This window comes from Kitasatospora sp. NPDC022856 (assembly GCF_055561235.1).
On record NZ_JBVHHE010000012.1, the window covers coordinates 58856 to 73433 of the forward strand.

Genomic DNA, 14578 nt, shown 5'->3' on the forward strand with positions numbered 1-14578 from the left:
TCGCATCAGCGCGCGACGGGAATCACCGGAGGAGCCCTACGCGCCCCAGGCCTCGAACTCGTAGATCCGGGCGGCGGGGTCGGTGCCCTGGGTCGGCTTGGTCACCGAGAGCCGGACGTAGCGGGCCGTGGTGCTCACCGGGTGGGTGGTGGTCCCGGCGGTGTTGCCGGTGACGGTGGCGACGGTGGTCCACGCGTCGGCGGTGGAGTCGCGCACCTGGATGGTGAAGTCCCGGGTGTTGTACGCCGCGCTCTCACCCCCGGCCGAGGCGTGCTTCACCACGAACCTGCTCAGCGGCTTGGCCGAACCGAGGTCCACCTCCAGCCACTTGGCCGACGTGGTGGTGCACCACTTGTCGCCGTTGCCACCGTTCACGGTGCCGTTGACGGCCTTGGCCGGGGTCTCGTTGCCGTTGCACTGGCCGGAGGCGGTGGCCGGGCGGTTCAGTGCCAGGTTGCCGCCGGCCGGCGGGGTGCCCGTCCAGGAGACCGTGGTGGCGGCGGCGGCGGAGCGGCCGTACTCGGTGGAGACCGCCTCCACCTCGACGGTGGTGCCGCTCTCCGTCCCGGCCCGCTCCAGCTTGTTGACGAAGTAGGCGTCGGACGGCGTCGCGCCGAGGTAGCTGCGGCTGCCGTCGGCGTTGCGCCGGTACAGCTCGTAGTGGTGCACCGAACCGCTCGCCGAGGCCGTCCAGGAGAGCCGCAGCGACTGGCTGGAGCCGGCCACCACGTCACTGGCGCCGAGCACGGTGAGGCCGCTCGGCGCGGCGGGCGCGTCGACCACGCCGTCGTAGACGGCGAGCTGACCGACCCTCAGGTCGTAGGCCGGGTTCGAGCCTTCGACCTGGAGGCCGATCTGGGCGATGGTGCGGCCGGCGTAGGCGGAGAGGTCGAGGGTGTGCCGCTCCCACCCGGTACCGGAGTTCGCGCCGACGTCGACGGTGGTGAAGGTGCCCGGTGCGTCGGTGAAGGAGATCGCGGCCTTCAGCCCGGTCGCCCCGGCGGCCGGGGTCTTGAGCACCAGCGAGAGCTTGCTGTCCGCCGCGACCGGCAGTCTGCTCTGGTAGAGGCGCACGGTGTTGGTGGCGTCCAGCTTGCCGCTGAGCCGCAGCGAGGAGCCGCCCTCGTAGGCGTCCGTGAAGTCGACGGACGGGGTCAGCTTGGTGCCGCTGGAACCGACCAGCCAGCGGTAGGTCGGCGGGACGTCCTGGAGCGAGAGGTTGTTCCAGCCGCCGGTGGCGACCCGGCCGCCACCGGCGTTGTAGAAGTCGCCCTGACCGGTGGAGAAGTTGGTGACGAAGGGCTTCGCGGTGATCGGCGAGGACTCGGCTATGTAGGTCGACAGGCCCTTCCAGCTCGACGAAGTGGCGGTGTTCGACGGGTCGTTGTTGGCGCCGACCCAGTAGCGGGAGTCCTTGGCGTAGAAGTCGGCGCGGTCGGTGGCGGACTTCCACGTCCACTCGGGCCGGTAGAGCCCGAGCGAGGTGGTGTGCGCCTTGCCGGCCGGGAAGAGCGCGTTCCAGTCGACGCCGGTGTTGTAACCGTTGGACTCGGTGTCGATCCCGGAGTAGAGGTCGTACTCGTCGCGGCCGAGGCCGCGGGCCAGCGAGCGGGACGAATCCAGCCCGCCGGAGCTCCAGTTGAAGTTCAGGAACATCGAGTCGGAGGTCCGCTTGGCGCCGTCCTGGAGGAACGAGTCGTTGGCGGAGGTCAGCGCGTTCTGCCAGGACACCGAGCCGGACTCGGTCATCGCGTCGTACCACATGTACTCGGTGCCGGTCTGCGCCTTGGTGTACTGTATGAGGTTGCGCACCTCGCCGGCCAGCGCCGAATCCCCGCCGCCGGTCTCCTGGTTGATGAACCAGCCGTCGAAGCCGTAGTACTGGGCGGCCTGGGTGAGCTTGTCCGCGACCGGGTAGCGGGAGCCGGACTTCTGGACGAAGTCGCGGACCCACTGGAGCTGGCCGCCGTAGGCGGCGGGCGGGAAGAAGACGGTGCCGTAGACCTTGACGCCGTTGCGGTGCGCGGCGTCGATGACGGTCGGGTTGGGGGCGAGGATCAGGCCCTCTCCGGCCGAGCCGCCCCAGAACACCAGCTTGTCGACGTACTGCCAGTAGCCGAAGGCGTAGTAGTTCGGGTCGGCCGAGCCCTGGGAGGGGTTGTTGGAGGTCGGGCCGAAGGAGACCAGCGAGGCCACCTTGCCCTCGCCGGCCCGGGCGTTGGGGTTGGCCTTGAGCGCCGGGTCGCTGGTGCGCGGCCGGAGCGGGACGCGGGACCGGTTGAAGCGGGCGTCCGGGTCGGTGGCCGGGTCCCAGTTCAGGATGGTGTTCGGGTACCAGTAGGAGGCGTAGGGCTGGGTGCCGGCGGCCGCGGCGGCGGCCCGGGTGGCCGGTGCCGGAGCGGGATCCGCGTGGGCGGTGGGCGCGGCGCCGAGGACGGCGGCCCCGAGGGCGGCGCTCAGCAGGAGGGGGAGACGTCGTGACATGCGGTGGCTCCGATCGAGCGGAGGAGGGTGGGGGCGGAGCCGCCCGCGAGGGGCGGTCCGGGTGCATGTGCGAGGTACGTGCGGTGGTGCGGGTGGGCGTGGTGGTGCGGGTGCGGTGGCGCCGATCGCGGGGAGTCCCCGCCCGTCCGGCCCCGGCCCACTCGGTGCCGGACGGCCGAGGGGCCGACGGTGCGAGGCACGGCGGAACGGGGAACGGCGGTACGAGGAAGGCGGAAACGGCCGCGCACCGGCTCCCGCCCAGGGGACGCACGGGGCAGCACGGGCACGACGCCCCCGCCGCCCCGGCCGCGACGGCCCGGGCCGGGAGCCGCCCGACTCCCCGCCACCGTGGCGCGCCGAGCGGACCGGCTCGGCGCTGCGAGGCTAAACCGGTTCAGACCGACTGTCAACGGCCCCGGCAACAGCCACCCCTGAGGGTGATTCGGGGGTCGGCGGTGAGGTGGACTCGCGGACCGTGAGGCGCGGCGTGGGCATCTGCAGGTCCCGGCCGGGGCCGGTCCCGTCGATCACCGCGAGCAGGCTGCTCGCGACCTGCTCGCCGAGCGCGAAGGTGTCCCGGCTGAGCGCGGTCAGCGGCGGGTGGACGATCCGGGCGAGCACCGAGTCGTCGAAGGAGACGATCGACAGCTCCCCGGGCACCGCCACTCCCATCTCGCCGGCCACCCCCAGACCGGCCACCGCCATGACGTCGCTGTCGTAGACGATCGCGGTGGGCCGCCGGGGCCGGGAGAGCAGGGCCCGGGTGGCGGCCGCGCCCTCGGCGTCGCTGAAGTCGGTCGGCACCGAGACCGCCTCCTCCAGGTCCAGCCGCCGGGAGGCGTCGCGCAGGGCGCGGATCCGGCGCTGGGTGTGCTGGAAGTGCGGCAGGCCGGCCAGGTGGGCGATCCGGCGGTGCCCGATCGCGGCCAGGTAGTCGACGATCGAGAGCATCGCCTCCCGGTCGTCGGCCCAGATCCGCAGCGGCCCGCCGCCCTTGCCGGGGCCGCCCAGCACCACGGCGGGCAGGGCGAGTTCCTCCAGCGCCTCCAGCCGCGGGTCGCGCACCTGGAGGTCGACCACGATGAAGCCGTCGACCCGGTGCTCGGAGGCCCAGCGCCGGTAGACGCCGATCTCGGCGGCGGTGTCCTCGACCACCATCAGGTGCAGCGCGACCGCGTGGGCGGAGAGCACCGCCTGGAGGCCGGAGAGCAGTTGGCTGAAGAACGGCTCGACCCCGATGGTGCGGGCGGGGCGGGCGATCACCAGCCCGACCGCGTCGGCCCGGGCGCCGCCCAGGGCGCGGGCGGCGCTGTGCGGCCGCCAGTTCATCTCCTCGGCGACCCGGAGGATCCGGGCCCTGGTCGCCTCGCTCACCCCGGGGCGCCCGTTGAGCGCGAAGGACACCGCGCCCTTCGAGACCCCGGCCTGGCGCGCGATGTCGGCGATGGTCGGTCTGCCCACAGAATCCGACTCCTCTCTTGACATCCAAGTTTAGGCGGGAGCATAGTCCCTGCAACAGCTAGACCGGTTTAGTAAGTCAGGTTCTGTACGTCAGCACAATCCCCCACCCACCCCCTGGACCGGGAGACCCTCATGCGAAGAATCTGGGCGGCACTGACGATGGCGGCGGTCACCACCGCCACGCTCACCGGCTGCGGACTCGGCTCCGACACCAAGAGCGACGACACCGCGGCGAGTGCGGCCGCCACCGGTGACGTCAAGGGCAAGGTCTCGCTCCAGACCTGGGCACTCAAGCCGAAGTTCACCGATTACATGCAGAGCGTGATCGACGGCTTCAAGCAGAAGTACCCGGGCGTCGAGGTCGACTGGCTCGACCAGCCCGGCGACGGCTACTCGGACAAGGTGCTCAGCCAGGCCGCGGCCGGCGGCCTCCCCGACGTGGTGAACCTTCCGCCGGACTTCGCCCTCCCGCTGGCCAGGCAGAACCAGCTGCTGGACATCGCCAAGGCCGACCCGAAGCTCGCCGACGAGTACGTCGCGGGCGGCGTCGACGCCTACCGCTTCCGCGGCATGGACGGCACCTACGGCTACCCCTGGTACCTCAACACCGATGTCAACTACTGGAATTCCGAGCTGCTGACGAAGAACGGCCTCGATCCCAAGGCCCTTCCCGGCACCCTGGACGAACTGATCGCCCAGGCCCGGGTGTTCAAGGAGAAGTCGGACGGCTCGACCTACCTGATGAGCCGCAAGCCCGGCCTCGGCGACCTGGTCAACGCCGGCGTCAAGGTGATGTCGGACGACGGCAAGTCCTTCACCTTCAACACCCCCGAGGCCGCCGCGCTGCTCGACAAGTACCGCGCGGCGTTCAAGGAGGGCCTGCTGCCCAAGGACGTCCTGACCGACACCTACGCCGGCAACTCCAAGCTCTTCAACGCCGGCACCGCGGGCTGGACCACCGGTGGCGCCAACTTCATCACCAGCGTCGCGACCGACAACCCGACCCTCGCCCCGAAGATCGTCTCCTCCCCCGCGACGGGCACGCCGCCGCTCTACGTCCAGGGCCTGTCCGTCCCGAGGAACAGCAAGAACCCGGCCGCCGCGGTGGCCCTCGCCCGCTGGGTCACCAGCGCCGAGAACCAGGCCAAGTTCGCCCACCTGACCAGCATCTTCCCGTCCACCAAGGCATCCGCCGGCGACCCCTTCTTCAGCAAGAGCGACGGCACCAACGCCGGTGACGCCAAGGTAGTCGCGTTCACCTCGCTGGCCAAGGCGAAGATCCTCCAGCCGGTCGAGGTCGACGATGCGATGGGCACCGTCATCAAGCAGCAGATCGCCCTGGCGATCAGCGGCGACGCGACCTCGAAGCAGGCCCTGGACACCGCCGTCGAGCGCTGCAACCAGCTGCTCAAGGGCTGATCCGGCCCCCGGACCAGCCCCCGGCAGTACCCCGTACCGGTGGCGCGGCGGCGTCCTCCCCCAGGAGCCGCCGCCCGCCGGGGCCGCCCGCACCGACCGGCCACCCCCGACCGCCCGCACCGCCCGCACCGGCCGCCGGCACCGCCCCCGGCCCGCCGGGACCCGGCCGCGAAACCCCGGCCGCAGCCCCCGCCGCGGCTCCCCGGCCCGACGGCCCCGGCCCGCACCGCACCACCCCCGGGGACCCACCCTCCCCGCCCCAGGAAGGCATCGGTATGACCCACCGGCGTTGGTTCACCCCCTGGCTGCTCGCCGGGCCCGCGATCATCTGGCTGGTCGTCTTCAACCTCTGGCCGACGGTCAACACGGTGATCCTCTCGTTCACCAACGCCAAGCCGCTAGGCGGCGGCCGGTTCACCGGCCTCGCCAACTACGAACGCATCTTCAGCGACGAGCAGTTGGCCGACGCCCTGCTCAACAGCATCGTCTACCTGCTGATCTGCCTCCCGCTGCTGACCGTCCTGCCGCTGCTGCTCGCCCTGCTGGTGCAGCGCAAGCTGCCCGGCATCACCTTCTTCCGCACCGCCTTCTACACCCCGGTGATCGCCTCCGCCGTCGTGGTGGCGCTGATCTGGGGCTGGGTGCTCGACGACCGCGGGCTGGTCAACGGCCTGCTCCAGCAGACCGGGCTGGCCGACTCCCCGGTCGCGTTCCTCACCGACCGCTGGCTGCTGCTGCTCAGCTCGATCGCCCTGACCACCTGGAAGGGCCTCGGCTACTACATGGTGATCTACCTGTCGGCGCTGGCCAACGTCGGCCGCGAACTGCACGAGGCCGCCGCGGTCGACGGCGCGAGCGCCTTCCGCCGGTTCTGGCACGTCACCCTGCCCGGGGTGCGCCCCACCATGATGCTGATCTCGGTCCTGATCTCGGTCTCCTCACTGCGCGTCTTCTCCGAGCTGTACGTGCTCTCCAACGGCACCGGCGGCCCCGGCGGCCGGGACATGTCGGTGGTGATGCTGATCCAGATGTACAGCCGCGGCTTCACCGGCCACCTGGGCTACGCCTCGGCGCTCAGCCTGCTGCTGTTCGTCATCACCCTCGGCCCGATGCTGCTCCTGACGCGCCTGAACCGGAAGGCGGACTGACCCCGTGACCCGACCCGCCACCCCCACCGGGCCCGCCCAGGCACCCGCCACGGCGCCGGTCCCCGCTCCCCGCGAGCCCGCGGACCGCCCCGCCGCCGCCCGGCGCGCCCGGAGCTTCAACTCCCCCTCCCCCGCCCAGACCGCGCTGCGCTACCTGCTCCTGCTGGTCGTCCTGCTGCTGGTGATCGGCCCGTTCCTCTGGCAGCTCTCCACCTCGCTCAAGGGGCCGGGCGAGGACGTCTACACCAAGCACCCGAGCTTCTTCCCGCAGGACCTCACCTTCGCCAACTACGGCAAGGTCGCCGACACCATCCCGGTCTGGACGTACGCGGCCAACTCGCTGGTCGTGGCCGCGATCGCGATCTTCGGCAACGTGGTCGGCACCACCCTGGCCGGCTACGCCCTGGCCAAACTGCGCTTCCGCGGCGCCCGGCTGGTCTTCGGCCTCTTCCTCACCACGCTGGTCCTGCCCGGCGAGGTCACCATCGTCTCCCAGTACGTGACGGTCCGCAGCCTCGGCCTGGCCGACTCGCTGACCGGCGTCGCCCTGCCCGGCGCGATCGCCATGCTCAACGTGCTGCTGATGCGGACGGCCTTCGCGGCCGTCCCGCCCGAACTCGACCAGGCCGCCCTGGTGGACGGCGCCTCCGTCTGGCAGCGCCTGTGGCACATCGGCCTGCCGAACGTGCGCGGCATGCTCAGCGTGATCGTCATCTTCACCTTCATCGGCGCCTGGGACGACTTCCTCTGGCCGCTGATCGTGCTCAACGACCCGCAGAAGTACACGCTCACCGTCGGACTCCAGTACCTCAACGGCACGTTCAGCGCCAACCCCCGGCTGATCGCGGCCGGCACCATGATCGCCTTCCTGCCGATCGTCGTGGTGTTCGGCGTCTGCCAGCGCTTCTTCTTCAAGGGCGTCGAGGAGGGGGCCGTCAAGGGGTAGCCGCGCCATCCGCCCGACCCGTCGCGGTACCCGCGACGGCCGCACCCACCGAGGAAGCCCACCGCGCATGACCGCCGCTCAGGACCGCCCGCAGGACCGCGCCCAGGACCGGGCCGGGGACCGCACCCAGGCCCCCGCCGCCCCGCGCTTCGGCGTCAACTACACGCCCAGCGCCGGCTGGTTCCACCACTGGCTCGACTTCGACCTCGACGCCGTCCGCGCCGACCTCGACTCGATCGCCGCGCTCGGCCTGGACCACGTCCGGGTCTTCCCGCTCTGGCCCGTCTTCCAGCCGAACCGGACGCTGATCCGCCCGCGCGCCGTCGAGCAGCTGACCGAGCTGGTGGACGCGGCCGGCGAGCGCGGCCTGGACGTCGCGGTGGACGGCCTCCAGGGCCACCTGTCGAGCTTCGACTTCCAGCCCTCGTGGACGCAGACCTGGCACCGCCGCAACCTCTTCACCGACCCGGACGTGATCGACGGCCAGGCCGCCTACCTGCGCACCCTGGCCGCGGCCCTGCACGAGCGGCCCAACTTCCTCGGCATGACGGTCGGCAACGAGGTCAACCAGTTCTCCGGCGACCCGCACCCCGACCCGGACCGGGCCACCCCCGGGCAGGTCGACGCCTGGCTGCGCCGGATGCTCGCCGCCTGCGAGCAGGGCGCGCCCGGCCGGCTCCACCTGCACGCCTCCTACGACGCCGCCTGGTACCTGGACGAGCACCCGTTCACCCCCTGGCACTCGGCCCGGCTCGGCGCCGCCACCGCCGTGCACTCCTGGGTGTTCAACGGCACCGCCCAGCGCTACGGGGCGCACTCCACCGCCACCGCCCAGCACGCCGCCTACCTGGTCGAGCTCTCCAAGGCCTGGGCGGACGACCCGCACCGCCCGGTCTGGCTGCAGGAGGTCGGCGCGCCGGCCCCGCACATCACCGCCGAGGACGCCGCCCGGTTCACCGGCGACACGGTGGCGGCCGTGCTGGACTGCCCGGACCTCTGGGGCGTCACCTGGTGGTGCTCGCACGACGTCGACCGCTCGCTGGCCGACTTCCCCGAGCTGGAGTACAGCCTCGGCCTGCTCACCACCGACCGCCGGGTCAAACCGGCCGGCGCCCGCCTCGCCGCCGCCGTCGCGGACCTGCGCACCGACCGGCGGCCGCCCCGGCCGCGCACCACCGCCGTGGTGGTCGCCACCGGCGACGACGTCACCTCGCCCAAGCGCTCGGTCTGCGGCCCGGGCGGCACCGTCTTCGAGGCGTTCATGCGCCTCGCCGAGGCCGGCGCCCGGCCGACCGCGGTGCTCGCCGAGCGCGCCGAGGACCGCGCCCACCTGGCCGCCCGGGGCATCACCGAGGTCGTCCACCCGGACGACGTACGCTGACGAACCACCGCCCGGACCTCGCGAAAGCCGCACCCCGACCCCCCGTCACCACCCCTCAGTCACGCAACGGAGCCTGCTGACATGCACGATGACCGCAGCCTGGTCGAGTCCCGCCTCAAGCGCGTCCTGGAGGAGCGCATCCGACCGGCGCTCTACCCGGAGTCCGTCCCGCTGGAGGTCACGGTCTGGACCGCGCCCGGCGAGCCCGTCCCGGTCGCCGAGGGCCTCGCCGCGCCGCGCACCCCGATCGCCGTCGGCGACGCCTGGGGCGCCCCGTGGAGCACCAGCTGGATCACCGTCGCGGGTACCGTGCCCGAGGCGTGGGCCGGGCGGACCGTCGAGGCGCTGATCGACCTCGGCTTCGACGCCAACATGCCCGGCTTCCAGTGCGAGGGCCTGGTCTACCGCCCGGACGGCAGTCCGGTGAAGGGCCTCAACCCGCAGAACCAGTGGGTGCGGATCGCCGCCCCCGCGGCCGGCGGCGAGCAGGTGCTGCTGCACGTCGAGGCCGCCGCCAACCCGGTGATCCTCGACTACCACCCCTTCCTGCCGACCGAGCTCGGCGACAAGGACACCGCCGGCGACCGGCCGCAGTACAAGCTGGCCCGGATGGACCTCGCGGTCTTCGACGAGACGGTCTGGCAGCTCGTCATGGACCTGGAGGTGCTGGGCGAGCTGATGGAGGAGCTGCCGGTCGACGGCGCCCGCCGCTGGGACGTGCTGCGCGCCGTCGAGCGGTCCCTGGACGCGATCGACCTCCAGGACGTCAACGGCACCGCGGCCGCCGCCCGGGAGCAGCTGGCCGGCGTGCTGGCCTCGCCGGCCGTGCCCTCCGCGCACCGGATCAGCGCGGTCGGCCACGCGCACATCGACTCGGCCTGGCTCTGGCCGCTGCGCGAGACCGTCCGCAAGGTCGCCCGCACCACCGCCAACATGACGGCGCTGCTGGAGGACGAGCCGGACTTCGTCTACACCATGTCGCAGGCGCAGCAGTACGCCTGGATCAAGGAGCACCGGCCCGAGGTCTACGCACGGGTCAAGAAGGCCGTCGCCGAGGGCCGGTTCGTGCCGGCCGGCGGCATGTGGGTGGAGTCCGACACCAACATGCCCGGTTCGGAGGCGATGGCGCGGCAGTTCGTCCACGGCAAGCGGTTCTTCCTGGAGGAGTTCGGGGTCGAGAACCAGGAGGCGTGGCTGCCGGACACCTTCGGCTTCACCGGCGGGCTGCCGCAGATCATCCGCAACGCGGGCTCCAAGTGGCTGCTGACCCAGAAGATCTCGTGGAGCCAGGTCAACAAGTTCCCGCACCACACCTTCTTCTGGGAGGGCATCGACGGGACGCGGATCTTCACCCACTTCCCGCCCGTGGACACCTACAACTGCTCCATGAAGGGCAAGGAGATCGCGCACGCCGCGCGGAACTTCAAGGACAAGGGCGTGGCCCGGCACTCGATCGCCCCGACCGGCTGGGGCGACGGCGGCGGCGGCACCACCCGCGAGATGATCGCCAAGGCGGCCCGGCTGCGGGACCTGGAGGGTTCGGCCACGGTCCGCTGGGAGCGGCCGGCCGAGTTCTTCGAGAAGGCCGAGGCCGAGTACCCGAATCCGCCGGTCTGGGTGGGCGAGCTGTACCTGGAGCTGCACCGGGCCACCCTGACCAGCCAGGCCAAGACCAAGCAGGGCAACCGCCGCAGCGAGAACCTGCTGCGGGAGGCCGAGCTGTGGTGCGCCACCGCCGCGCTGCGCACCGGGCTGGCGTACCCGTACGAGGAGCTGGACCGGATCTGGAAGACGGTGCTGCTGCACCAGTTCCACGACATCCTGCCCGGCTCGTCGATCGCCTGGGTCCACCGGGAGGCCGAGGCGACGTACGCGGCGCTCGGCGAGGAGCTGGAGGCGCTGATCGAGCGGGCCCAGCAGGCCCTGGCCGGGGACCGGGCGGGCGGGCGCGAGCTGGTGTTCAACGGCGCGCCGCACACCCGCTCGGCGGCGCCCGCCGGCGGCGCGGCGCCGGCCTCGGCGGCGCCCGCGGACGGCTGCGCGGTCACCGCGCGGGCGGGCGGCGGGTTCGTGCTGGAGAACGGCCTGCTGTCCGTCACGCTGGACGCCGAGGGCCTGGTCGTCTCGGCGGTGGACCTCGCCACCGGGCGCGAGACGGTGGCCCCCGGCGAGCGCGCCAACCTGCTCCAGCTGCACCCGGACTTCCCGAACATGTGGGACTCCTGGGACGTGGACCAGTTCTACCGCAACTCCGTCACCGACCTGACCGGGGTGGACGCGCTCACCGTGTCGCTCGCCGCACCGGACGCGGTCGCCGTCCGGGTGGCCCGCTCCTTCGGCTCCTCCACGGTGGTCCAGACGCTGAGCCTGCGCGCGGGCGCCCGGCGGCTGGACATCGACACCGAGGTGGACTGGCACGAGACGGAGAAGTTCCTCAAGGCGGCCTTCCCGCTGGACGTGCACACCGAGCGGTACGCCGCCGAGACCCAGTTCGGCCACCTCTACCGGCCCACCCACACCAACACCAGCTGGGAGGCGGCCAAGTTCGAGGCCTGCAACCACCGCTTCGTCCACCTGGACGAGCCGGGCTGGGGCGTCGCGCTGGTCACCGCCTCCACCTACGGCCACGACGTCACCCGCACGGTCCGCGCGGCGGACGGCGGCACCACGACCACGGTGCGGTTCTCGCTGCTGCGCGCCCCGCGCTTCCCCGACCCGCAGACCGACCAGGGCCTGCACCGGTTCCGGCACGCCCTGGTGCCGGGCGCCGGGATCGCCGACGCCGTCCGCGAGGGCTACCTGATCAGCCTGCCCGAGCGGCGGGTGACCGGCACCGCCGACGCCGTCCGGCCGCTGGTGGAGCTGGACGAGGACGCCCTGGTGGTCAGCGCCGTCAAGCTGGCCGACGACGGCAGCGGGGACGTGGTCGTCCGCGTCTACGAGGCCAACGGCGGCCGCGCCCGGGGCCGGCTCACGACCTCGTTCCCGCTGGCCGGGGCGGTGCCCTGCGACCTGCTGGAGCGGCCGTGGGACGGCACCCGCGGCTCGGTGGCGGTGAGCGGCGACGGCGTCGAGCTGGCCCTGCGGCCGTTCGAGCTGGTCACGCTGCGCCTGACGGCCGCCGCGGGCTGACGCCCCGGTCCGGCCCGGCGGATGCCCGCCCGACGCCGTCCGTCCGGGCGTCCCGCGGGCCCGCCCGGGCCGGACCTACCCTGCCCCTGTGCCCCGCCCGCCCGGGCGGGGGCCCCGTCCCCGGTTCTGGAGCCCCTGCGATGACCGCCGCCCCGCCCGTCCGCCCGCTGTTCGCCGCCCTCGACATCGGCGGGACGAAGATCGCCGGGGCGCTCGTCGACGAACGCGGGGAGCTCTCCCACCGACTCCAACTGCCCACTCCCGCTGCGCAGTCCGGCGCGGCCGTGCTGGCCGTGGTGCACCAGGTGCTCGACCGGCTCGCCACCGCGCCCGGCTGGGCCGCGGTGACCGCCGTCGGCATCGGCAGCGCCGGGCCGGTGGACCTCCGGCACGGCACCGTCAGCCCGGTCAACATCCCCGGCTGGCGGGCGTTCCCGCTGGTCGCCGAAGTCGCCGGGCACCCCGCCGTGGCCGGGGCCGCCGTCCCGGTGGCGCTGGCCGGGGACGGCGTCGCGATGGCGGCCGCCGAGCAGTGGCGCGGCGCCGCGCGCGACGCCGCCAACGCGCTCTGCCTGGTGGTCTCCACCGGGGTCGGCGCCGGGCTGGTCCTGGACGGCGCGGTGCGGCCCGGCCCCAGCGGCAACGCCGGCCACCTCGGTCACATCAGCGTCGAACTGGACGGCGACCCCTGCCCCTGCGGGTCGCGCGGCTGCCTGGAGGGGATCGCCTCCGGTCCGGCGATCGCCCGGCGGGCCGTGGCCCGGGGCTGGCGCCCGTCGGACGGGGGCGAGGACCGCTCGGCGCGCGCCGTCGCCGCCGACGCGCTGGCCGGCGATCCGGTCGCGCTCGCCTCCTTCGACCGGGCCGCCCAGGCGCTGGCCGCCGGGATCGCCGCCACCGCCGCCCTGGTCGACCTCGACCGGGTGGTGATCGGCGGCGGGGTCGCCGCCGCCGGCGCCCCGCTGTTCGACCCGCTCGCCCGCCACCTCGACCGGTACGCCGCGCTGCCCTACGTCCGGGGGCTCGACGTCCGCCGCGCCGAACTCGGCACCGACGCGGGCCTGATCGGCGCGGCGGCGCTCTGCCGACCGGCGCCGGCGGGGCGTCAGGCACCCCCGGGCCCGCTGTAGCCGCCCCGTCGGCCCCCTCAGGAGAGGCCCCGCATGCCCACACCCGCCCGTCCCCCGTTCGCCCCGCTCCTCAACCCCGTCCGCGGCTACGCGTGGGGGTCCATCACCGCCATCCCCGCGCTCACCGGCGCCCCGCCCACCGGCGAACCGCAGGCCGAGCTCTGGATGGGTGCCCACCCGTCCGCGCCCTCGCTGCGGGACGACGGCGCGGACGCGGGCCCCCGCCCGCTCGACCGGCTGATCGCCGAGGACCCGGACGGCGAGCTCGGGCCGGACACCGTGAAGCGGTTCGGGCCGCGACTCCCCTTCCTGTTCAAGGTGCTGGCCGCCGACCGGGCGCTCTCGCTCCAGGTGCACCCGACCCGGGCGCAGGCCGAGGCCGGCTTCGCCGCCGAGGAGGCCCGCGGCATCCCCCGGGACGCCCCGCGGCGGATCTTCCGGGACCGCGGTCACAAGCCCGAACTGATCTGCGCCCTCGGCGACTTCGAGGCACTCTGCGGGTTCCGACCGGCGCCCGCCACGGCCGGGCTGCTGGACGCGCTGGCCGTCCCGCTGCTCACCCCCTGGGTCACCGCACTGCGCCACCGGCCGGCCGAGGAAGTGCTGCCCGCGATGCTGCGGCACGTCCTGGAGGACGTCCGCCCCGGGCCGGCCGAGCTCGCCGCCGTGGGCGCGGCACTGCGGCGGGTCGCCGCCGGCGGCGGACCGTACGCCGCCGCCTGCGCCGCCTACGCGCGGGCGGCCCGGGACTACCCCGGTGACCCGGGCCTGGTCGCCGCGCTGCTGCTGAACCACGTCCGGCTCGGGGCGGGCCAGGCCCTGGCGCTGGACGCCGGGGTGCCGCATGCCTATCTGCACGGTCTGGGAGTCGAGTTGATGGCCAACTCGGACAACGTGCTGCGCTGCGGCCTCACCGCCAAGCACATCGACGTGGACGGGCTGCTGGCGGTGACCTCGTTCCGGACCGGTGAGCCCCCCGTGCTCACCGCCTCCCCTGCCGCCGGGCCCCCCGCGAACGGCGCACCGGCCCGTGGGGGGATCGAGGAGGTGTTCCCGTCACCGGCCGAGGAGTTCCGGCTCTCCCGGCTGCGGCCCACCGCCGCCCCCACCGGGATCGACCTGACCGCGCCGCAGATCCTGCTCTGTACGGCCGGGCGGGCCCGGCTGCGGAGCGCCGCGGGCCACACCCTCGACCTGCGGCCGGGCGGATCGGCCTACCTGCGGCCGACCGGCGACCCGGTCCTCCTGACGGGCGCCGGCGCGGAGCTGTTCCGCGCCACGACCGGCTGAGCGGCGCGGGCGACCCACCGGACGGTCCACGGGATGACCCACCGGACGACCCACCGGGTGAGCACCGGGCGGCTCCCCCGGCCGCTTCCGGCCGCCGCCTCGTCGGGGTGTCGGGAGCGCGGCAGCCGGTCGGCGTCCCGGTCGGGTCTCCGCAGTCGGCGGCGCCATTGCCGCCGCTGCCCACCCC

9 protein-coding genes are annotated in these 14578 nt (G+C 73.7%); 7 read left to right on the forward strand and 2 right to left on the reverse strand.

The window, feature by feature from the left end:
• Window positions 1-36: 36 nt before the first annotated feature.
• Window positions 37-2484, reverse strand: a complete 2448-nt coding sequence (locus tag ACZ34W_RS17000) for an endo-beta-N-acetylglucosaminidase (RefSeq protein ID WP_465604827.1) — start codon at window positions 2482-2484, stop codon at window positions 37-39.
• Between the two features lie 384 nt (window positions 2485-2868).
• Window positions 2869-3945 carry a LacI family DNA-binding transcriptional regulator gene (locus ACZ34W_RS17005; protein WP_329486387.1) on the reverse strand — a complete coding sequence of 359 codons (1077 nt, stop codon included), beginning with the start codon at window positions 3943-3945 and terminating at the stop codon, window positions 2869-2871.
• Window positions 3946-4077: 132 nt separating this feature from the next.
• On the opposite strand from ACZ34W_RS17005, the gene ACZ34W_RS17010 reads away from it, so the two are divergent.
• The 7 genes from ACZ34W_RS17010 to manA all read left to right on the forward strand — a co-directional run bounded on the left by ACZ34W_RS17010 (window position 4078) and on the right by manA (window position 14391).
• A complete protein-coding gene (locus ACZ34W_RS17010; protein WP_352295524.1) occupies window positions 4078-5364 on the forward strand; it encodes an ABC transporter substrate-binding protein in 1287 nt (428 codons plus the stop codon).
• 275 nt (window positions 5365-5639) lie between these two features.
• Window positions 5640-6512 carry a carbohydrate ABC transporter permease gene (locus ACZ34W_RS17015; RefSeq protein WP_329486389.1) on the forward strand — a complete coding sequence of 291 codons (873 nt, stop codon included), beginning with the start codon at window positions 5640-5642 and terminating at the stop codon, window positions 6510-6512.
• A 4-nt stretch (window positions 6513-6516) separates the two neighbouring features.
• The gene (locus tag ACZ34W_RS17020) at window positions 6517-7458 is read left to right on the forward strand and encodes a carbohydrate ABC transporter permease (RefSeq protein WP_465604833.1); all 942 of its coding nucleotides are present in this window, start codon (window positions 6517-6519) and stop codon (window positions 7456-7458) included.
• 67 nt (window positions 7459-7525) lie between these two features.
• A complete protein-coding gene (locus ACZ34W_RS17025) occupies window positions 7526-8839 on the forward strand; it encodes a glycoside hydrolase 5 family protein (RefSeq protein ID WP_396486601.1) in 1314 nt (437 codons plus the stop codon).
• 81 nt (window positions 8840-8920) lie between these two features.
• Complete coding sequence (locus ACZ34W_RS17030; RefSeq protein WP_465604837.1) at window positions 8921-11971, forward strand: alpha-mannosidase; 3051 nt, start codon at window positions 8921-8923, stop codon at window positions 11969-11971.
• A 140-nt stretch (window positions 11972-12111) separates the two neighbouring features.
• Entirely contained in the window at window positions 12112-13101 is a 990-nt protein-coding gene (locus ACZ34W_RS17035; RefSeq protein ID WP_465604840.1) for an ROK family protein, read from the forward strand.
• Window positions 13102-13134: 33 nt separating this feature from the next.
• Window positions 13135-14391, forward strand: coding sequence for a mannose-6-phosphate isomerase, class I (manA, locus tag ACZ34W_RS17040; RefSeq protein ID WP_465604843.1), 1257 nt, complete (start codon window positions 13135-13137; stop codon window positions 14389-14391).
• The last annotated feature ends 187 nt before the right edge of the window (window positions 14392-14578 follow it).